Origin of the sequence: Sphaerisporangium corydalis (assembly GCF_025506355.1) — a bacterium.
Classification (GTDB): Bacteria; Actinomycetota; Actinomycetes; order Streptosporangiales; family Streptosporangiaceae; genus Sphaerisporangium; species Sphaerisporangium corydalis.
Window position 1 is genome coordinate 14,785 of record NZ_JANZYP010000087.1, and the last position, 19,403, is coordinate 34,187.

Genomic DNA, 19,403 nt, shown 5'->3' on the forward strand with positions numbered 1-19,403 from the left:
TCGCGCCCGGCGTCACGACGCGAGGGGCTGCGATCAGCCCCTCGACTGCGCCACCGGGGCTGTAGTGAAGCGTCGCAACAGTGATTCGACAAGGGTGGCGGCTGTCATGACGGTCGCCACTTCATGACGCGAGAAGCGCGCCGATCTTGCGGAGACCCGCCAGGTCGTGCACGTCCTCCGGCATCGCCGGCACTTGGGAGATCGGCACGGTGGGGTGGGCCGACGCGAAGTGCTCCTGTTCCCGATGCTCGCGCGCGGCGAGCTGCATACGGCCGGCGTGCAGCCGCAGCACAGCGGCCGTGAGTTCGTGCTCGCCACGCGTTTCGAGGTCCTCGGCGGCCGCCGCACTACGGGCGGCCGACAGGGCCGGTGCCGGGGACCGATGAACCCGGTTGATCACCAGGCCGGCCAGGGGCATGCGCTCCTGGGCCAGCCGTTCCACGAAGTACGACGCCTCCCGCATCGCGTCGCGCTCCGGCGCGGCGACGACGAGGAACGCGGTGCCGGGCGCCTGGAGCAGTTTGTACGTCTGGTCCGCGCGCTGCCGGAACCCGCCGAAGACGGCGTCCAGGGCGGCGACGAACGTCTGGATGTCCTTGAGGAACTGCGCCCCCAAGATCTTGGTCATCGCGCCGGCCACCAGGCTGAAACCCGCGTTGAGCAGCTTGAACGCACTCCGGCCTCCCGCCTTGGCGGGGGCCATCATGATCCTGATGAGCCGCCCGTCCAGGAAGCGGCCGAGCCGTTCCGGTGCGTCCAGGAAGTCGAGTGCCGACCGTGACGGCGGCGTGTCGACGATGATCAGGTCCCAGTCGTCCGAGCGGCGCAACTGGCCGAGCTTCTCCATCGCCATGTACTCCTGCGTCCCGGAGAAGCTGGACGACAGCGACTCGTAGAACGGGTTCGTCAGGATCTGCCGGGCGCGCTCCGGATCGGCGTGCGCCTCGATGATCTCGTCGAACGTCCGCTTCATGTCGAGCATCATCGCGTGCAGCTCGCCGGTCCCACCGGCCCCGGCGACCAGGCGCGGCGTGTTGTCGAGCTCGGTGAGGCCCATCGACTGGGCCAGGCGCCGTGCGGGGTCGACCGTGAGCACCACCACGCGCCGGCCGCGTTCGGCCGCCCGCAGCCCGAGCGCGGCGGCGGTCGTGGTCTTGCCCACGCCGCCCGAGCCGCAGCACACCACGATGCGGGTGTTCGGGTCGTCCAGCACGGCGTCCATGTCGAGCACCGGTGAGCCCCGGCGGGTGTCATCGGCCGGTTTGCGGGGGGTGTCGCCCTTGTGGCCCGTCACGCTGCTCCCTGGGAACGGATCGTTTCCGCCAGCTCGTACAGTCCGGTCAGATCGGCGCCGTCGGCCAGCAACGGCAGCTCGTAGTGCGGGACCTTCGCCTCCGCGAGCGCCCGCTTCTCGCGGCGCTCCAGGCGGGTGCGGTGGGCGTGCTCGGAGATCTCCTCCGCGAGGGCCTCGGCGATCGAGGTCGCGTCGGCGGCGCCGTCGGCGAGCCCGGCGGCCTTGAGGCCGAGCGCGAGCTCCCCGAGGTCGAAGTCGTCCTTCATGGCGGCCGCGATGGTCGCGGCGGGCAGCAGCTCGGGGCGGACCATGTTGATGAAGATCCCGCCCACGGGCAGCTTGGCGGCCCGGAGGCTCTTGACGCCGTCCAGCGTCTCCTGGACCGGCATCTCCTCAAGAAGGGTGACGAAATGCACAGCGGTCTCCGGCGAGGCCACGACGCCGCGGACCAGGTCGGCGTGGTTCTTGACCGGGCCGATGCGGGCGAGGCCCGCCACCTCGGACGTCACGTTGAGAAACCGGGTGATCCGGCCGGTGGGCGGCGCGTCCATGACGACGGCGTCGTAGACCCGCCTGCCGGACCCGTCGCGGCGCCGCACGGCCTCGCTGGTCTTGCCGGTGACCAGCACGTCCCGCAGGCCGGGGGCGATGGTCGTCGCGAAGTCCACCAGGCCGATCTTGTTGAGCGCCCGGCCCGCCCGTTTCATCCCGTAGAACATCTCCACGTATTCGAGCATGGCCTCTTCGGGGTCGATGGCGAGCGCGTACACGTCGCCGCCGCCCGGCGCCACGGCGATCTTCCGCTCCTCGTAGGGCAGGGGAGGGATGTCGAAGACCTGGGCGATGCCCTGGCGGGCCTCGACCTCGACGAGCAGCACCTTCCGGCCGCCCGCCGCCAGGGCGAGGGCCAGGGAGGCAGCCACGGTCGTCTTGCCGGTGCCACCCTTGCCGGTCACGACATGGAGCCGTACGCCGTCCCAGTCGGTGTCGCGAGCACTCACGTTCCGAAGGCTACCCAACGGTCACTTGGTGATTCACCGGCGACCAGTGCAAAGCAGGTCTGTACCACCACATAAGCCATCTAGGGTCCATATTGATCAGTCCCGCCGGCGGACGTCCGAGGGTCAGGCACGCCCGCGGTGATCCCTCCCCTAAAGTGCCACCATGAAGCGCTACGAATATTCGACGGTCCCCCTGCTGACCCACGCCACAAAGCAGATTCTCGACAACTGGGGTCAGGACGGCTGGGAGCTCGTCACGGTGGTCCCGGGGCCGAACCCCGAGCAGCTCGTCGCCTACATGAAGCGGGAGAAGGAATGAGCACACCCGAGGAGCGCCTGGCGGAGCTGGGGCTGACCCTTCCCGAGGTCGTGCGCCCCCTGGCCGCCTACGTGCCCGCGGTGCGCACCGGGAACCACGTCTACACCTCCGGCCAGCTCCCGATGGTCGAGGGCAAGCTCCTGGCCACCGGCAAGGCCGGCGCCGAGGTGACCGCCGAGCAGGCCAAGGACCTGGCCCGCGTCTGCGCGCTGAACGCCCTCGCGGCCGTGGCGTCGGTCGCCGGCGGCCTGTCGCAGATCGTGCGCATCGTCAAGGTCGTCGGGTTCGTCGCCTCCACGCCCGACTTCACCGGTCAGCCGCAGGTCGTCAACGGGGCGAGCGAGCTGCTGGGCGAGATCTTCGGTGACGCCGGCCGGCACGCCCGCAGCGCCGTCGGGGTGGCGTCGCTGCCGCTGGACGCCCCCGTCGAGGTCGAGCTCATCGCCGAAGTGCGCTGAACCGTGGCACCATGGTCCAGCCGAGCTCTGTTCGGTTGGATCATGGAGGTGGCATGAACGGCATCCCTCTGCCCGGCGAGTTCGGTGAGCGCGCCCGTGCGATCCTCTCGGGCCGGCTCGCGCCCGTGCCCGCCAGGGATGCCGCGACCGTCGTGCTGATGCGCGATGTCCACGATACGGACGGCGGGCTCGGCGACGCCGGGGCGCTGGAGGTCTACATGCTCCGGCGGGCGGCGAGCATGTCGTTCGCGGCCGGAGCGTACGTCTTCCCCGGCGGGTCGGTGGACCCGCGCGACGCCGACCAGGCGGTCGCCTGGGCCGGGCCGGGGCCCGAGACCTGGGGCCGCGTCTTCGGCGCGGACGCGAACACCGCCCGCGGGCTCGTCTGCGCCGCCGTCCGGGAGACCTTCGAGGAGTCCGGGGTGCTGCTCGCCGGGCCGAGCCCGGACACGGTCGTCGCCGACACCACGGGCGGCGACTGGGAGGCCGACCGCGAGGCGCTGATCGACCGGCGGCTGTCGCTCGCGGAGTTCCTGAACCGCCGGGGCCTGGTCCTGCGGGCCGACCTGCTGCGGCCGTGGGCCCACTGGATCACGCCGGACATCGAGCCCAAGCGGTTCGACACCCGCTTCTTCGTGGCGGCGATGCCGCCCGGCCAGCGCACCCGTGACGTGGGCGGGGAGGCCGACGAGGTCGCCTGGCTTCGCCCCGCCGAGGCGCTCGGCCGGGGCGGCGAGGGACGCATCCTGCTGATGCCCCCGACCTTCCGCACGCTGACCGAGCTCGCGGGGTATGGCACCGTCGACGCCGTGATGGCCTGCGAACGGGAGATCGTGACCTTCCAGCCCCGCGCCGCCGAGGTGGACGGCGAGATGTGGCTGGTCCTACCTGACGAGGACTACCGAATGCCATGAGCGGTCTGCGAATTCCTCTGGACGGTCCGGACGGATCGGGTACGGCGCGGGCGACCAACGTGCTGGCGCCCAACGCCTCGCCGATGACCCTGGACGGGACGAACACCTGGATCATCGGCGAGCCCGGCGCGGCGGACGTGATCGTCGTGGACCCCGGTCCCGACGACGAGGACCACCTCCGGCGGGTGGCCGGGCACCTCGGCGGCCGGCGGGTCGCGGCGATCCTGCTCACGCACGGGCACCACGACCACAGCGGCGGGGCCAAGCGGTTCGCCGAGATGACGCGCGCCCATGTACGCGCCCTCGACCCACGGCACGTCCTCGGGGACGAGGGGCTGGCGGACGGCGACGTCGTCACGGCCGGCGAGGTGGAACTGAGGGTCGTCGGCACACCGGGGCACTCCTTCGACTCCCTGTGCTTCTGGCTGCCGGGGGACGGGGCCATGCTGACCGGCGACACGATCCTCGGCCGGGGCACGACGGTGATCGCGCCCGACGGTGACCTCGCGGACTACCTGCGCAGCCTCGACCTGCTGCGGGCGAGTGCCGAGATCATGGCGGCCACGGCCCTGCTGCCGGGCCACGGGCCGGTGCTGCCCCGGCCGATCGAGGCGCTGGACGGGTACATCGCCCACCGCCGCGAGCGTCTCGACCAGATCAGGCAGGCTCGGCGCGAGGGCGCGACCACGCCGAAGGAGATCGTCGCGGTCGTGTACGCGGAGGTTCCCGAGGAGCTGTGGCCGGCGGCCGAGATGTCGGTACGCGCCCAGATCGCCTATCTCGACGGGCGGTGACGGGCCGGCGGCCTGGGTCTCGGCCCGGTGGTCCGCTTACCGCGAGCGGTTGTAGAGGCGGTCGGCGTCCATGATGACGACGGCCTTGGCCTCGATGCGGAGCCAGCCGCGCTGGGCGAAGTCGGCGAGCGCCTTGTTGACCGTCTCCCGCGAGGCGCCGACGTACTGGGCCAGCTCCTCCTGGGTGAGGTCGTGATGCACCCGCAGGCCGTCCTCGGTCTTCTGCCCGAAGCGCTCGGCGAGGTCGAGCAGCGCCTTGCCCACGCGGCCGGGCACGTCGGTGAAGACCAGGTCCGCCATCACGTCGTTGGTGCGGCGCAGCCGCTGCGCGAGGGCCCGGAGCAGGTGCAGGGCGACCTCGGGGCGTCCGGTGAGCCACGGACGCAGGTCGTCGTGGCCTAATCCGGCCAGCCGCACGTCCGTCAGGGCGATGGCGCTGGCGGTGCGGGGGCGCGGGTCGAACAGGGACAGCTCGCCGAACATCTCGCTGGGGCCGAGCACGCTGAGGAGGTTCTCCCGGCCGTCGGGCGCGGTGCGGATCAGTTTGATCTTGCCGGTCAGCACGACGTAGAGCCGGTCGCCGGTCTCGCCCTCGCTGAAGAGGTTCTGCCCCTTGTGGAGCTCCACCTCGGAGATGCCCGTACGCAGCGCGGCGGCGCTCTCCCGGTCGAGCGCGGAGAACAAAGGGGCCCTACCCAGCACGTCGTCGGTACTCACGGTGCCTCCTCGCTCCAGGTCGCGCCAGCACGGCTGCGTGCGCCACACCTGGGATCGCGCTCGCTGCTAGACATTGTGACGTACCGCACCAACCAGGTCTCATGGAGCCCGTCCGCGTAGGCTGTCGGGGTGCCCCGCAAAGTGACCTCCGCTGGGGAGTCCCGGCTCGCCTTGGTGCGCCGAGCTCGACGAATGACCCGAATCCTGGCGGAAACCTACCCCGACGCCCATTGCGAACTCGACTTCGGCACCCCGCTGGAGCTTCTGGTCGCAACGATCCTCTCCGCGCAGTGTACGGACAAAAGGGTGAACCTGGTTACTCCAGTACTTTTTGCTAAATACCGGACTCCTGCTGACTATGCAGGCGCCGATCGGGCCGAACTGGAGGAGATCATCCGGTCGACCGGCTTCTTCCGGGCCAAGACCAACAGCATCATGGGGATGGCCCAGGCCCTGTGCGACCGCTACGGCGGCGAGGTGCCCGGCAAGCTCAAAGATCTCGTGACCCTGCCGGGAGTGGGCAGGAAGACCGCCAACGTGGTGCTCGGCAACGCCTTCGACGTGCCCGGGATCACGGTGGACACCCACTTCCAGCGGCTCACCCGGCGCTTCGGCTGGACCACCGAGGTCGACCCGGTCAAAATCGAGCATGCCGTCGGTGATCTGATCCCCAAGAGCGAGTGGACGCAGATGTCCCACTACATGATCTGGCACGGCCGCCGCATCTGCCACGCGCGCAGGCCCGCGTGCGGCGTGTGCCCGCTCGCGAGCCTCTGCCCCGCGTACGGCGAGGGGCCGACCGACCCGGCCCAGGCCGCGAAGCTCGTCCGCTCCGGCCCGTTCTCGTGACCAGCCTCTTTGGTTTCCCGGACGCCCCGGGGAGTCCCTCCCGTGCCGGGCTCGTGACCGCCGTGGTTTCCCTGGCGGACGTGATCTCGAAGGACGCGAGCGCCTGACGGGCCGGGCGCTCGGGAAGCAGCCGGATGCCGCCGATGTTGCTTCCCCCAGGAGGTATCGCATGACCGCTCCCGCCCCCCGCTGGCTGACCGACCTCGCGGCCGGCGCCGTCCACCATCCCGTCCCCGCGCCGCTGCGTCCCCCCGACGGGGCCGGGCGTTCGGCGGCGGTCCTCCTGCTGTTCGGCGAGTCGCCCGAGGGGCCCGACGTCCTGCTCATCCAGCGCAGCTCCAAGGGGCGCAACCACGCGGGCCAGCCGGCGTTCCCCGGAGGCGGGGTGGATCCCGGCGACGGCGGGCCCGTGGGCGCCGCGCTCCGCGAGGCCAAGGAGGAGACCGGCCTCGACCCCCTGGGGGTCCACGTGGTCGGCACTCTGCCCGAGCTGTACATCTGGCGCAGCGACAACCGGGTGACGCCCGTGCTGGGCTGGTGGCACACGCCGTGCGCGGTGCACGCCGCCTCCCCTGACGAGGTCGAGGCGGTGGCGCGCGTCCCGATCGCCGAGCTCGTCGACCCGGTCAACCGCCTGCGGCTGCGCTTTCCCGGCGGTTACGCGGCCGGGCCCGCGTTCCGGGTGCGCGGCATGCTCGTCTGGGGGTTCACGGCGGGCGTGCTGAACGACGTGCTGGCGCGCGGCGGGTTCGAACGTCCCTGGGACGACGACCGCATCGAGGACGTGCCCCCGGAGGTCCTGCGTCTGGCCCGGCGCTGACCCCGCGATCGCCGGCCGGGCCACGGGATCACGTCGGCGGCGGGGCTCAGGGGAGGATCAGCCCGAGTGCCGCCCAGTCGGCCACGTCGTCGTCGGGGTCCCTGGCCAGCCGCCGGAGCGCCGCGAGCCCTGCCGGGTCGGCCGGGCGGCCGAGGACGTGGGACAGCGCGTACGCGGCCCCGTACCGCACGGTCGGGTTCTCGTGGGCGGCCAGGTCGATCACCGACGGCAGCGCCCTCGGGTCGCGCAGGTGCCCGAACGCGATCAGGACGGCGTGCAGCACCCGGATGTCGTCGTCGCTCGCGGCCAGGTAGCGCAGGACCGACAGCGTCTTGTCGATGAAGGGCCGCTGGGGCGAGCCCAGCTCCCCGAGGATGTCGACGCCGAGCACCCGCTCCTCGGCCGAATCGCTCGCGCAGAGCCGCCTGGCCTCGGTGAAGGTCTCCAGGTCGCCTCTCGTGTGCAGGACGGCCGTGGCCTTCCACCTGATCGTGCCGTCGGGGTCCTCGTCGGCCAGCGCGATCGCGATCAGTTCGGGGACGGTGCGCATGCCGAGCACGTGAGCGGTGTCGGGGTTCGTGCTGGCCCACCGGCGGTGGCCGGCGCCGGGTTCGCCCGGTTCGTCCGGACGGGGACTTTCTAAGGAATCTTCGTCGATCGTGCCGGGTGTCGATTCGAGCACGTTTCCCCGGGTTCGTCCGCGTGCCGCGTCCGGCGTCCGGGCTTCCCGATCGCTCTCGCGGACCGCCTCCCGCGTGCCGGACGGATCCGGTCCCCGCGCGCCCGCCCGAGCGGCGCCGCGTACATTTCCCGAGGTCAGGGTGTTAATCCCCTCATGTCCTGGCTCGGTGGATTTTTCCGGGACGGGCCCGTGACCGGTCCCGGTGCTCCCGGAAGAGCGGCCGGCGGTGTGCGCGCCCGCGCCGGGCTGACCGTCCGTGCGCCCGTCGTTCGACCCCCCGATCGGTACCATGCCGCCACGATATCGAGCCAACGGGTGCACGGCTTGAGGCCGCGCTGGATACCGTTGAAGCGTGAGCGGCGATCTCCTCGATTTCATCCTGATTGTTCTCGTGATTGCCTTTGCTGTTTCCGGCTACCGGCAGGGCTTCATCATCGGGGCCTTCAGCTTCCTCGGTTTCGTCGGGGGAGGTTTCCTCGGGGTGCTGATCGCGCCGCCGATCGCGCACGCGGTCGTCAGCGCGTCCACCGAGCAGGCGCTGCTCGCGATCGTGATCGTTTTTCTGGCGGCGGTGGTCGGCCAGTTCGCGTCCAGCACGATCGGCGCGGTCGTCCGCAGCCATGTCACGTGGGAGCCCGCGCGCACGGTCGACGCGCTCGGCGGCACGTTCACCAGCGCGCTGTCGGTCCTGGTCATCGCCTGGCTGATCGGATCGCTGCTGTCGGTGGCCCCCTTTCCGTGGCTACGCCAGCAGACCAACGGCTCGCTGCTCCTGCAGACCGTCGACGCGGCGATGCCCGAGAAGGCCAAGGACTGGCGGCTGTCCTTCAAGAAGTTCGTGGACACCTCGGAGTTCCCGCAGGTGTTCAACGCCATCGGCGGCGGCCAGTTCGTCGACGTGCCGCCGCCGGACGCGAGCGTGGTCAAGGGCCCCCAGTTGCAGAAAGCCCGCCGGGCGATCGTCAAGGTCCAGGGCACGGCGCCCGCCTGCCGCAAGCGCATCGAGGGCACCGGCTTCGTCTACGCCCCGCACCGCATCATGACCAACGCCCACGTGGTCGCCGGGGTCACCCAGGAGCTGAGGATCACCGACGAGAACCGCGTCGGGCATGACGCCCAGGTCGTGCTCTACAACCCCGAACGGGACATCGCCATCCTGTACGTCCCTGACCTGGACGTGACACCCCTGAAGTTCGACTACACCGCCGAAGGCCAGGACGACGCGATCATCGCCGGGTTCCCCAAGGGGAAGGGCTTCACCACCAAACCGGCCCGCATCCGCATCAAGCAGAACGCCAAGGCGTCGGACATCTACTCGCGCAGGACCGTCACCCGCGAGGTGTACGCCATCCGCGGGCTGGTGCAGGCGGGGAACTCGGGCGGGCCCCTGCTCACCCCCTCCGGCCAGGTCTACGGCGTGATCTTCGCGGCGGCGACCGACCAGCCGGACACGGGGTACGCGCTGACCGCGGCCGAGGTGCGTCCGGACGCCGACGACGGCAGCGGGGCGCTGGCCCGCGTCGACACCCAGGACTGCGACTAGCCGGGCCTTGTCTTGGGAGGTCGGGTCGTCCTGAGGCGTTCGGTCAGGCCGTCCCGAGGGCGTCCCTGACCCGTGCGATCCCCGTCGTGGGGTCGGGGGAGGGGTCGGTGGCCAGCTCGCGGGCGACGCGCACGACCGCGTCGAGGTCGAAGGGACGCACCGCGCCCGGCCCGCCGCGCGAGCCGTACCGCGCGACGCCGGCCGCCCCCCGGGCGAGCAGGGTGGCCGCGCCCTTGGCGTTGCCGCGCTGGACGTGGGTCAGGCCGACGCAGATCTGCGCGAGGCCCTGCCACAGCTCGCGCTCCTCCGCCGGGCCGGTCTTCCACCGCCCTTCCAGCACTTCGTGGGCGTGGAACGGCCGCTCCTCGGCGAGGTACCGGACCGCGTCCGCCATGGCCTGGTCCACGCTGGGCGCGTAGTCGTCCGGCACGCGCTCCACCCCTGCGGCGCCCATGGGCAGCGGACGGCCAAGCGCGTCCCGGGGACGGGCGTTGCGCGGCCGTCCGGCGGGATCACGGTCCCGGGACGCGGGCGGTACAGCGGGCTCAGGGTCCCAGGACGTGGGCGGTACGGCGGGCTCGCGGTCCTGGGACGCGGGCGATTCGGCGGGGTCACCGTCGCGGGGCGCGGGTCGTCCGTTCATCGGTCGGGTTCGGCGTCGGCGAGCCAGCTGAGCAGCTCCTCGTCGAAGACGTCGGGACGCTCCTCGTGCGGGTAGTGCCCGGAGCCCTCGATCAGCCGCCAGCGGTACGGCGCGGCGACGTACCTGCTGGACCCCTGGGCCGTGCGCGGCAGCGTGAACGAGTCGAGCGAGCCGTGCATCTGCAATGTGGGCATCCCGATCTCGCCGCGCATCAGCCGCCGGTAGCGCATCCCGTCCGGCCGGAACCGCGAGCGGATGAACCAGCGGTGGTACTCCAGCGCGCAGTGGGCGACCGTGGGGATGCGGAACACGTCGCGGTAGGTGCCGGAGACGTCCTCCGGCGGCCACTCCGGGCCCGACCAGGCGTCCAGGAGCGCGCCGACGCGCGCGGCGCCGTTCTTGGTCAGCCGCCGCTCCGGAAGCCAGGGAAGCTGGAACTCCAGAAGGTGCCGTCCCGCCTTGAGCTGGGACGAAGGACCGGTCAGCATCGCCTGGCGGAGCCGCAGCGGATGCGGGGCCGACACCGTGACCAGGCGGCGCACCGCCTTGGGGTCCATCACGCCCATCGTCCAGGCGATCAGGCCGCCCCAGTCGTGGCCGACCACGACCCCGCACGTCTCGCCGAGCGCCCGGATCAGGCCGCACATGTTCCCCGCGAGCGCCGGCAGGTCGTACCCCCGGGGCGGTTTGTCGCTCGCCCCATATCCCCGCAGGTCGACCGCGACGACCCGGTAGCCGGCCTCGCGCAGGGACACGAGCTGGTGGCGCCAGGTCCACCAGAACTGCGGGAAGCCGTGCAGCAGCAGCACCAGCGGCCCCTCGCCGGCCTCCACGATGTGGAACATGCCGTTCCCCGCGTGGACGGAACGGTGGGTCCAGGGACCCGGGATCCGGGCCAGCGACTCGTCGGGACGCGCGCTCATGGTGTGGCTCACGGCCGAGGGCTCGGATGCCCGGGATCGGGACCGGTGACCGGTACGTGATGCTGGCCCACCATGCCCGCCGTGGGAATATACGGCTCAGGCGTGATCTCGTCCTCGTCGCCCTTGGCGATCTCCTTGAGGTTCCGCAGGCTCCGGGTGGTGCGTTTCATGCCGGTCAGGCCCTTGAGGCGCCGGTAGCCGACGAAGGCGAGCAGCAGCGCCACCACCAGGTAGAACGCGGTCACGATCGTGAAGGCCAGCCACTGCATCATGCCGATCTGGACCAGGCCGTAGGCGATGGCGAACGAGGCCAGGATCAGGCACAGGTGGAGCATGAACGCGGCCACGCCGAAGAGCCCGGCCGCCGTGCCGACCCGTTTCGCGTCGAACTTGAGCTCGGCCTTCGCCAGCTCGATCTCCGAGCGGATCAGGGTGGAAATATGGTGACTCGCCTGGGCGACGAGGGCGCCTAGGGACTCCTCCTCGGGCGGAGCGGCCATGTCTGCTCTCCTATCGCAATTTCCGGACGGGTCCATCCTGCGGGATGGTGCTCATCGGCGCGCCTCTCGGCTCGGCCTGTGGGGTCGGACGCGTGCGTCGTCTGCCTACCTTCGCGGGTCGCCGCCTGTTCGCGCCACCTCGGTCTTCCTGTCCCGCGCCGATGCGGCGACCGGCCCGGTGAACGTCTGGGGGACACGCGCCCGGCGTGCCCCTGCCAAGAGTAGTGACCGTGATCGCGCCGCGGTCCTGCCGGGTGCGGCGCGACGTCGGCGTTTTCGCGTTCCGGATGGCTTCCGCCCGGGGCGGACGAGGCGTGGCGAGACGGTGCGGATGGTGGGAAAGGCGTGGATCCACCGGCGGATCCACGCCTTTCAACGCCGGCCGGCGGTGTGCCGGTCAGTCCTCGCCGGGGGCCGAGGGGAGCTTCTCGGAGATCAGGTTCATCACCGAACTGTCGGCCAGGGTGGTGACGTCGCCGATGCTGCGGTTCTCGGCCACGTCGCGGAGCAGCCGGCGCATGATCTTGCCCGAGCGGGTCTTGGGCAGCTCGGGCACGACCAGGATCTGGCGCGGCTTGGCGATGGGGCCAAGCGCCGTGGACACGTGGGCGCGCAGGTCCTTGGCGATGTCCGCGTTCTCCTCGGCGTTGCCGCGCAGGATGACGAAGGCCACGATCGCCTGGCCGGTGATCGGGTCGGTGGCGCCCACGACGGCCGCCTCGGCGACCTTCGGGTGGGACACCAGCGCCGACTCCACCTCGGTGGTGGAGATGTTGTGACCCGACACCAGCATCACGTCGTCGACCCGGCCGAGCAGCCACAGGTCGCCGTCCTGGTCCCGCTTGGCGCCGTCACCGGGGAAGTACATCCCCTCGAAGCGCGACCAGTACGTCTCGACGTAACGCTTGTCGTCGCCCCAGATGCCGCGCAGCATCGACGGCCACGGTTCGCGGATCACGAGGAAGCCGCCGCCACCGTCGGGCACCGACTCGCCCTGGTCGTCCACGACGTCGGCGGAGATGCCGGGCAGCGGGCGCATCGCGGCGCCGGGCTTGCCGGCCGTCACCCCCGGCAGCGGGCTGATCATGATGGCGCCGGTCTCGGTCTGCCACCAGGTGTCCACGACCGGGCAGCGGTTCGCGCCGATGTGCTCGCGGTACCAGACGTACGCCTCGGGGTTGATCGGCTCACCGACGGAGCCGAGCACCCGCAGGCTGGACATGTCGTACTTCGCGGGGATGTCGTCGCCCCACTTCATGAACGTACGGATCGCGGTGGGCGCGGTGTAGAGGAGCGTCACGCCGTACTTCTGCACGATCTCCCAGAAACGTCCCCGGTGCGGGGTGTCCGGAGTGCCCTCGTAGATCACGCTGGTCGCGCCGTTGGCCAGCGGGCCGTACACGATGTAGGAGTGACCGGTGACCCAGCCGATGTCGGCGGTGCACCAGTAGACGTCGGACTCCGGCTTGAGGTCGAAGATCGCGTTGTGCGTCCAGGCGACCTGCGTGAGGTAGCCGCCGGTCGTGTGCAGGATGCCCTTCGGCCTGCCGGTCGTGCCGCTGGTGTACAGGATGTAGAGGGGGTCCTCGGCGTCGTGCTGCGCGGGCGCGTGCTCGGCGCTCTGCCGCTCGACCAGGTCGTGCCACCAGACGTCCTTCTCGGTCTGCTGGACGTCCTGGCCGGTCCGGCGCACGACGAGGACGTGCTCGATGCCGGGGCACTGGGCGACGGCCTCGTCCACGGTCGGCTTGAGCGCGCTCGGCGCGCCCCGGCGGAACCCGCCGTCCGAGGTGATCACGAGCTTGGCGTCGGCGTCCTGGATGCGGCCGCTGAGCGCGGTGGCCGAGAACCCGCCGAAGACGACCGAGTGGATCGCGCCGACGCGCGCGCACGCCAGCATGGCGATCGGCAGCTCGGGGATCATCGGCATGTAGATCGCGACCCGGTCGCCCTTGCCCACGCCCAGCTCCGTCAGGGCGTTGGCGGCCTTGCTCACCTCGCGCAGCAGGTCGGAGTAGGTGAGCGTGCGGGTGTCACCCTCGGGCTCGCCCTCCCAGTGGAACGCGACCTTGTCCCCGAGCCCGGCCTCGACGTGCCGGTCCACGCAGTTGTACGCGACGTTGAGCGTGCCGCCCGTGAACCACTTGGCGAAGGGCGGGTTCCACTCAAGGGTCGTGTCCCAGCGCCGTCCCCAGCTCAGCCGGTCGGCCGCCCGCTCCCAGAAGCCGAGACGATCGTCGGCCGCCTCGTCGTAGGCGTCGGCCGTGATGTTCGCGGCCGCCGCTAGGTCCGCCGGTGGGGCGAAGCGCCGGGTCTCGTTCAGCAGGTTCGACAGCGTCTCCTGGGTCTTGCGACCAGGGGTTTCCGGGGCCACAACGTACTCCTTCAGATGGCCTGGCTCGATTGGGCTGGGTCCCACTTCACCAGGCGGGGGGCGGCGGGGACAAGAGGGGGCCTTACCGGCGGGACCCGTGGGTGATCGGCCTGAAGTGGTTCACAACCGACTTAACAGACAGTCACAAAAGCTGCGGATTCGATGCGGAAATGGTATCCAACAATAAATGCGGCGAGCGCCAGAGAGGTATTAGCCCGCGTTCGATGAACGGCGGGAACCACGCGCCGAACGGTCATCCCGCATTCGCCGGCGGCCATCGGCTCGCCCAACTCTTGACCGCCTCCTGAAGCCGTCCTGAACGATCGCCACTTCCTGTGAACATCCTCACAACCCGCCTTGACCCTGTGTTGACCTTCACCCACCGGGACGGGACGCGCGGCGCCGCTCCGCCGGATCGTACTCGCCGGTAGGCACCCGCCGCGACCGCACCTCCCGATCACACACGCGTACGCCCCAGGCGTGCGGCGTGACGACCGGTCCGCCAGCACACCCGGTCGTCACACACGCGTACGCCCGGGGCGTGGAGTTCGGGGCGGTACCGCCCACGCGTACGCCCAGGGTGGGAACGGGGACCACGCCTGTGAGCCGGCGCGCCGGTCATGAGTAAGGTCATGAGGCGTGAGCGATCCACTGGCCGTCATCGCCGGGCTTCCCGGCGTCTCCGAGGCCGTCCAGGATGCCCGCGCCGCGGTCGACCGGCTGTACGGGCACCGCGTGCTGCGCCGTCGCGGACCAGAGGTGTCGGCCGAGTCCGCCCTCCGCGGCGCACGCGCCTCGGCGGCGCTGGAAGGCGCCGACATCTCCCTGGAGTCGTTCCGGTCCGGAGCGGCCGGGTCCCCGGTCGCGCAGGGAGCCTTGCGCGCGTCCTCCGAGGTGGGAAGGCTGGGACCGACCTGGCGTACGGCACCCCGCCAGGTACTCGCCCGCCTCCACGCCCTCGCCGCCGCCGACCTCCTGGGCGCGCCCGCGCCCGGTTCGACCGCAGATGACGTGCTGGGCACGGCGATGTCCGACGTGCCGGGCGCCGCCCCGTCCGGCGGGCCGCGTGCGGGGGCGTCCGACCTGCTGGGACGACCCCGGACGGGCGCGGCCACGTCCGACCTGCTCGGGATCGGGCCCGCCCCCGGGGCCGAGGCCGCCGCCGCTCGCATCGCCTCGCTGGTGACCTTGATCACCACTCCCTCGAAGGCCCCCGCGCTGCTCCTCGCCGCCATCGTCCACGCCGAACTCGTCGTCCTGCGCCCCTTCGGGACAGCGGACGGCCTGGTGGCGAGGGCCGCCGAGCGGCTCACGCTCGTCGAGTTCGGGCTGGACCCGAAGTCCCTGGTGGTGGTCGAAGTGGGCCACGCCGCCCTGGGAGACGCCTACGCGGAGAGCCTGCGTGGGTACCTGAAGGGGACCGCCGAGGGCGTCTCGGGCTGGGTACGCCACTGCGCCACCGCCGTCGAGCTGGGCGCCCGCGAAACTCTCGCGATCTGCGAAGCACTCCAACGCGGCTGAACCCACACTCGCCTGACGACGCCCGCGCCAGAGATCCAGCACGACGAGGCCGGGCCTGAGATCCGCCCGTAAGGCTCCAAGCCCGAGTTCGGCAGTGACGTCTCCTGCGTGCGCCGCCCCGGGAGTACCAACTTTCTTCCCCCGAGGGGCCTCGCTCGGGGGGCTCCTCAGCGCGGGAACTCCGTTTTCGGCCAAGACGCCTGTCCGCTTCCCTTTGTCTCCGCACCCTGCGAGCATCCGCCGACGGAAGACGGGAAATATTGCGGCGCCATCGTCAATCAACGCCAAAGTCTACGGCATATAGCCGTAAAGACAGGAAATTGTCACCAAGAAGACCCTGAATGGCGAACCACCACGCACAAGCGAACGGCGTCCCTGCGAGGGGACGCCGTCGCCAGTACGCCACACCGGGTTACCAAGCGTGCACCTAATAATCGTCGGACGGGTCAAGCCCGCCTCGACGCGCCTCCCGCGGCTGGTCGCGCGTGGGTGCCCGGCGGTCGCACCCGGACACTCGGTCCGTGAAACCTTTCTACGTCGGATCCGGCCTGATGGGAACCCCCTAGAGCAAGACCTTTACTGAGTCGTGGACGGGCCGGACGCCGAAGCGGACGCCAACCAGGGAGAGTCCGCAGCCCCTGTGAGGTAGGGCCTTCCGGCGTTCCTGACATCAGATGTGAAAACCGCCCCGATCACCGAGGGTGATGAGAAGCGAGAGACCGTTTCTCGGGCACTTCCAGTAGCCGCTCCGCTACCGTGAAAAAAAAACTAGTGAAAATCAGAGATTGCTCCTCGACGGAACTTGAGTTCATCGGGCACCATACGTTGGTGTCTGTATGACTGAGGCGAACGCGCTTGGGTAACTTTTGTCACTCCCTTGCACGGCTTCGGACATCGGCGAAAGCTTTCTTCCTAAAACGGGACCGGCTCTACCCCCCCGGAGCCGGACCGGTTGGCGACCCCCGCTCTCCCCCCCCGGCGGGGGTCGCCCTTTTTCTTCGGGCGGCCCTTCCAACCCCGGCCTTCCCGCTCCCCAAGAAAGCCTCCTTCTCCCCACCGCTAAGAAGCCCCCTCTCCCCTCCGAACCGAGCCGGCCCCCTCAGCGGTCCTCCCCCGCGCTCCTCACCTCACGGCCGATCAACCCGACCACGGCACACCACACGCCGCTGATCGGTACGACCCCGAGGCGGGGCCGGTGGTAGCAGGGCTGACGGCGATCGGCAGGAGTACGGCTCCCGGCAATCGGTGCGCATGGGCATGACGATCGGTTGGAGCACCGCTGACGATCGGTGCACTCGCGCCCGGTCCATCCCGGTCCATCCCGGTGCACCCGGTCCACTCCCTCGGCTCTATCCACTTGAGAAGCCGAAGCCCGGGAACAGGCCCGCTCGCCCGCCGCTCGCCTGCCGAGTTATCCCCAGAACCTGGTTCGGTGTCACGCACCCACCGCGAGATTTCGCAAGGTGGGTCTCCCCTGACAAGGAGGCCCTCCGTGAACCGTCCGCTGGTGATCACCGAAGACCAGGATCTGCTCGACGACCTCCTCCGGGTCGCGGCCGCCGCCGGTGTGGAGATCGACGTCGCCCATGCGGCGACCCACGCCCGGCCCTACTGGAGACGGGCTCCACTGGTCGTCGTGGGCGCCGACGCGGCGGACGCGCTGGCCGCGAGCGGCCCGCCCCCACGACAAGGAGTGCTCCTCGTCACTCGTGCCCCAGAGGATCCGGCGGTGTGGCGAAGATGCGTGGCCGTCGGCGCCCAGGCCGTCCTGGAACTGCCGGCAGCCGAAAGACGGCTGGTCGACGAGTTCGCCGAGGCCTCAGAACCAGTGGTCAGAGCCGGTCACACGGTTTGTGTCATCGGCGGTAGAGGAGGGTCGGGGGCCAGCGTGCTCGCCGCGTCCCTCGCCCTGGCGGGCTCCCGTCGCGGCCTGCGGGCCCTGCTGGTGGACGCCGATCCGCTGGGCGGTGGCATCGACGTCGTCCTCGGCCAGGAACGGGCCACCGGCGCCCGCTGGCCCGACGTCGCCGAAAGGGAGGGCCGGGTGAGCTTCACCGCCCTGCAGGAGGTCCTCCCCACCATGGGCGAGCTGACCGTGCTGTCCTGGCATCGGGGCGAGTCGCCCCCCATCCCCCCGGAGGCGATGAGGGCCGTCCTCGAGGCGGCCCACCGGGGATGCGATCTGGTCGTCGTCGATGTCCCCCGGCACGTCGGCCCCGCCGCCGCCGAGGCGCTGTCGCGAGCGGCCTCGACGCTGCTCCTCGTACCGGCGGACGTCCGGGGAGTGCTCGCCGCGTCCCAGGTCCTGATCGAGCTCCGGCGTCACACCTCGGCGCTTGGACTGGTGGTCCGCGACGGCGCCCTCCATCCTGACGTGATCTCCACCTCCCTCGGAGTGCCGTGCGCCGGAGTCCTGTCTGACCAGCGAGGTCTAGCTGAGGTCCTGAACCGAGGAGACGCACCCCCACTCGGCGACCGCACACCCCTCGGCCGCTTCTGCGCCGAGTTCCTCCGCACGCTGGAGAGCCGGTGAACCGGGCGATGGTGCCCCCAGAGCTCATGGAGGCCGCCCCCACGCCCCTCGGCCGCTTCTGCGCCGAGTTCCTCCGCACGCTGGAGAGCCGGTGAACCGGGCGATGGTGCCCCCAGAGCTCATGGAGGCCGCCCCCACGCCCCTCGGCCGCTTCTGCGCCGAGTTCCTTCGCGCGCTGGAGAGCCGATGAACCGGGCGATGGTGCCCCCAGGACTCGTGGAGGCCGTCCGCACGCTTCTCGGCCGTTTCTGCGCCGAGTTCCTTCGCGCACTGGAGAGCCGATGAACCGGGCGATGGTGCCCCCAGGACTCGTGGAGGCCGTCCGCACGCTTCTCGGCCGTTTCTGCGCCGAGTTCCTTCGCGCACTGGACACCCAATGAACCGGGCGATGGTGTCCCCAGAGCTCGTGGAGGCCGTCCGGGTGCGCCTCGCCCGGATCGGCGCGGAGCCGTCCGCAGCGCAGGTGGCAGCCGCGCTCCGGGCCGAGCGCGCCGTCTTGGGCGACGCCGAGATCCTCGCGGTGGCCCGCGCCCTGCGCGCGGACCTGATCGGCGCCGGGCCGCTGGAACCCCTCCTCGCCGAGCCGGAGGTCACGGACGTCCTCGTCAACGGCGCCCGCGAGGTGTGGGTCGACGACGGGCAGGGCCTGCGCCGCACATCAGTGGTGTTCTCCAGCGACGATGAGGTCCGGCGCCTCGCCCAACGGCTGGCCGCAGCCGCGGGCAGACGCCTGGACGACGCCTGTCCCTATGTCGACGCCCGGCTGTCAGGCGGCGTGCGACTACACGCGGTCCTGCCCCCGGTGGCCCCCGAAGGCACGTGCCTGTCCCTCCGGCTCCCGCCTCGCAGGACCTTCACCCTGGACGAGCTGGTACCGGGCGAAGGCGGCACCGCCCTCCGCGCGATGGTCACCGCCCGGCTGGCCTTCCTGGTCACCGGCGGCACCGGCACAGGGAAGACCACACTCCTGTCCGCTCTCCTGTCCCTGGCCGCTCCCTGCGAGCGGTTGCTCCTCGTGGAGGACTCCTCCGAGCTCCGCCCCCTCCATCCACACGTCGTCCGCCTGGAGACCAGGCCGCCCAACCTGGAGGGCGCCGGCGGGGTCGGCCTGCGCGACCTCGTCCGCCAGGCCCTTCGCATGCGACCCGACAGGCTGGTCGTGGGAGAGGTTCGCGGAGCCGAGGTTGTCGAGATGTTGAACGCCTTGAACACCGGCCATGAGGGCGGCTGTGGCACCCTGCACGCCAACAATCCCGCCGACGTGCCCGCGCGCCTGGAGGCACTGGCCTGCGCGGCCGGGCTGACCCGGGAGGCCGTCCACAGCCAGATGGCGGCGGCCCTCGACGCGGTGATCCACGTGGTCCGCGACCCCGGCGGCGGGCGGCGCCGGGTCGCGGAGATCTGCCTGATGGAACGCGAGCCCTCAGGCCTGGTCCGCATGGTCCCCGCCCTCACCTTCCCCGCCCTAGGCCCCCCGCGCCCCGGCCCCGCCCTCCCCACCCTCCTGACCCACGCCCC

Annotated in this window: 18 protein-coding genes; 10 read left to right on the top strand and 8 right to left on the bottom strand. The window is 71.1% G+C overall.

Annotation, left to right across the window (positions count from 1 at the left end):
- Positions 1 to 121: 121 nt before the first annotated feature.
- Entirely contained in the window at positions 122 to 1,222 is a 1,101-nt protein-coding gene (locus tag NYZ98_RS37660) for an ArsA family ATPase (protein ID WP_262849584.1), read from the bottom strand.
- A gap of 68 nt (positions 1,223 to 1,290) precedes the next feature.
- The gene (locus tag NYZ98_RS37665; protein ID WP_262849544.1) at positions 1,291 to 2,295 is read right to left on the bottom strand and encodes an ArsA-related P-loop ATPase; all 1,005 of its coding nucleotides are present in this window, start codon (positions 2,293 to 2,295) and stop codon (positions 1,291 to 1,293) included.
- A 163-nt stretch (positions 2,296 to 2,458) separates the two neighbouring features.
- Here NYZ98_RS37665 and NYZ98_RS37670 point away from each other — a divergent pair, with 163 nt between their 5' ends.
- Genes NYZ98_RS37670 through NYZ98_RS37685 form a run of 4 tightly spaced genes read left to right on the top strand, consistent with a single transcriptional unit; the run spans position 2,459 to position 4,780 of the window.
- Positions 2,459 to 2,614 carry a DUF4177 domain-containing protein gene (locus NYZ98_RS37670; protein ID WP_262849547.1) on the top strand — a complete coding sequence of 52 codons (156 nt, stop codon included), beginning with the start codon at positions 2,459 to 2,461 and terminating at the stop codon, positions 2,612 to 2,614.
- Positions 2,611 to 3,072 (top strand): RidA family protein, encoded by a 462-nt coding sequence (locus NYZ98_RS37675; RefSeq protein ID WP_262849549.1) that lies wholly within the window; start codon positions 2,611 to 2,613, stop codon positions 3,070 to 3,072. The genes NYZ98_RS37670 and NYZ98_RS37675 overlap by 4 nt, the downstream gene beginning before the upstream one ends.
- Positions 3,073 to 3,125: 53 nt before the next feature.
- On the top strand, positions 3,126 to 3,986 hold the full coding sequence (locus NYZ98_RS37680) for an NUDIX hydrolase (RefSeq protein WP_262849552.1): 861 nt from the start codon (positions 3,126 to 3,128) through the stop codon (positions 3,984 to 3,986).
- Entirely contained in the window at positions 3,983 to 4,780 is a 798-nt protein-coding gene (locus NYZ98_RS37685) for an MBL fold metallo-hydrolase (protein WP_262849555.1), read from the top strand. Before NYZ98_RS37680 ends, NYZ98_RS37685 begins: the two co-directional genes overlap by 4 nt.
- A gap of 36 nt (positions 4,781 to 4,816) precedes the next feature.
- Here NYZ98_RS37685 and NYZ98_RS37690 read toward each other — a convergent pair whose 3' ends face one another.
- The gene (locus NYZ98_RS37690) at positions 4,817 to 5,497 is read right to left on the bottom strand and encodes a Crp/Fnr family transcriptional regulator (protein ID WP_262849557.1); all 681 of its coding nucleotides are present in this window, start codon (positions 5,495 to 5,497) and stop codon (positions 4,817 to 4,819) included.
- Between the two features lie 129 nt (positions 5,498 to 5,626).
- Here NYZ98_RS37690 and nth point away from each other — a divergent pair, with 129 nt between their 5' ends.
- Positions 5,627 to 6,346, top strand: coding sequence for an endonuclease III (gene nth, locus NYZ98_RS37695; protein ID WP_380707378.1), 720 nt, complete (start codon positions 5,627 to 5,629; stop codon positions 6,344 to 6,346).
- A gap of 169 nt (positions 6,347 to 6,515) precedes the next feature.
- The gene (locus tag NYZ98_RS37700; RefSeq protein WP_262849559.1) at positions 6,516 to 7,166 is read left to right on the top strand and encodes an NUDIX hydrolase; all 651 of its coding nucleotides are present in this window, start codon (positions 6,516 to 6,518) and stop codon (positions 7,164 to 7,166) included.
- Positions 7,167 to 7,212: 46 nt separating this feature from the next.
- Here NYZ98_RS37700 and NYZ98_RS37705 read toward each other — a convergent pair whose 3' ends face one another.
- Positions 7,213 to 7,716 carry a HEAT repeat domain-containing protein gene (locus tag NYZ98_RS37705; RefSeq protein WP_262849561.1) on the bottom strand — a complete coding sequence of 168 codons (504 nt, stop codon included), beginning with the start codon at positions 7,714 to 7,716 and terminating at the stop codon, positions 7,213 to 7,215.
- Between the two features lie 484 nt (positions 7,717 to 8,200).
- Here NYZ98_RS37705 and NYZ98_RS37710 point away from each other — a divergent pair, with 484 nt between their 5' ends.
- Positions 8,201 to 9,391, top strand: a complete 1,191-nt coding sequence (locus NYZ98_RS37710; protein ID WP_262849563.1) for a MarP family serine protease — start codon at positions 8,201 to 8,203, stop codon at positions 9,389 to 9,391.
- Between the two features lie 43 nt (positions 9,392 to 9,434).
- On the opposite strand, the gene NYZ98_RS37715 is transcribed toward NYZ98_RS37710, so the two are convergent.
- From NYZ98_RS37715 to acs, 4 genes are all read right to left on the bottom strand, one after another.
- Positions 9,435 to 10,034, bottom strand: a complete 600-nt coding sequence (locus NYZ98_RS37715) for a DUF309 domain-containing protein (RefSeq protein WP_262849565.1) — start codon at positions 10,032 to 10,034, stop codon at positions 9,435 to 9,437.
- Positions 10,031 to 10,957, bottom strand: coding sequence for an alpha/beta fold hydrolase (locus NYZ98_RS37720; RefSeq protein WP_262849567.1), 927 nt, complete (start codon positions 10,955 to 10,957; stop codon positions 10,031 to 10,033). Before NYZ98_RS37720 ends, NYZ98_RS37715 begins: the two co-directional genes overlap by 4 nt.
- A gap of 8 nt (positions 10,958 to 10,965) precedes the next feature.
- Positions 10,966 to 11,457 (bottom strand): phage holin family protein, encoded by a 492-nt coding sequence (locus NYZ98_RS37725; RefSeq protein WP_262849569.1) that lies wholly within the window; start codon positions 11,455 to 11,457, stop codon positions 10,966 to 10,968.
- A gap of 397 nt (positions 11,458 to 11,854) precedes the next feature.
- Positions 11,855 to 13,831 carry an acetate--CoA ligase gene (gene acs, locus NYZ98_RS37730; RefSeq protein ID WP_262849571.1) on the bottom strand — a complete coding sequence of 659 codons (1,977 nt, stop codon included), beginning with the start codon at positions 13,829 to 13,831 and terminating at the stop codon, positions 11,855 to 11,857.
- Positions 13,832 to 14,470: 639 nt separating this feature from the next.
- Between acs and NYZ98_RS37735 the strand changes: the two genes are divergently transcribed.
- The 3 genes from NYZ98_RS37735 to NYZ98_RS37745 all read left to right on the top strand — a co-directional run.
- Entirely contained in the window at positions 14,471 to 15,352 is an 882-nt protein-coding gene (locus tag NYZ98_RS37735; RefSeq protein ID WP_262849574.1) for a Fic family protein, read from the top strand.
- 1,492 nt (positions 15,353 to 16,844) lie between these two features.
- Positions 16,845 to 17,885, top strand: a complete 1,041-nt coding sequence (gene ssd, locus NYZ98_RS37740) for a septum site-determining protein Ssd (protein ID WP_262849576.1) — start codon at positions 16,845 to 16,847, stop codon at positions 17,883 to 17,885.
- Positions 17,886 to 18,273: 388 nt separating this feature from the next.
- Positions 18,274 to 19,403, top strand: a 1,130-nt coding sequence (locus NYZ98_RS37745) for a TadA family conjugal transfer-associated ATPase (RefSeq protein ID WP_262849579.1), incomplete at its 3' end; no start/stop codon positions are given.

Coding starts and splice junctions, on each gene's coding strand:
- NYZ98_RS37660 (WP_262849584.1), bottom strand. CDS start 1,222: ATGGACGCCGTGCTGGACGACCCGAACACCCGCATCGTGGTGTGCTGC.
- NYZ98_RS37670 (WP_262849547.1), top strand. CDS start 2,459: ATGAAGCGCTACGAATATTCGACGGTCCCCCTGCTGACCCACGCCACA.
- NYZ98_RS37675 (WP_262849549.1), top strand. CDS start 2,611: ATGAGCACACCCGAGGAGCGCCTGGCGGAGCTGGGGCTGACCCTTCCC.
- NYZ98_RS37680 (WP_262849552.1), top strand. CDS start 3,126: ATGAACGGCATCCCTCTGCCCGGCGAGTTCGGTGAGCGCGCCCGTGCG.
- NYZ98_RS37685 (WP_262849555.1), top strand. CDS start 3,983: ATGAGCGGTCTGCGAATTCCTCTGGACGGTCCGGACGGATCGGGTACG.
- NYZ98_RS37700 (WP_262849559.1), top strand. CDS start 6,516: ATGACCGCTCCCGCCCCCCGCTGGCTGACCGACCTCGCGGCCGGCGCC.
- NYZ98_RS37705 (WP_262849561.1), bottom strand. CDS start 7,716: ATGCGCACCGTCCCCGAACTGATCGCGATCGCGCTGGCCGACGAGGAC.
- NYZ98_RS37715 (WP_262849565.1), bottom strand. CDS start 10,034: ATGAACGGACGACCCGCGCCCCGCGACGGTGACCCCGCCGAATCGCCC.
- NYZ98_RS37720 (WP_262849567.1), bottom strand. CDS start 10,957: ATGAGCGCGCGTCCCGACGAGTCGCTGGCCCGGATCCCGGGTCCCTGG.
- NYZ98_RS37725 (WP_262849569.1), bottom strand. CDS start 11,457: ATGGCCGCTCCGCCCGAGGAGGAGTCCCTAGGCGCCCTCGTCGCCCAG.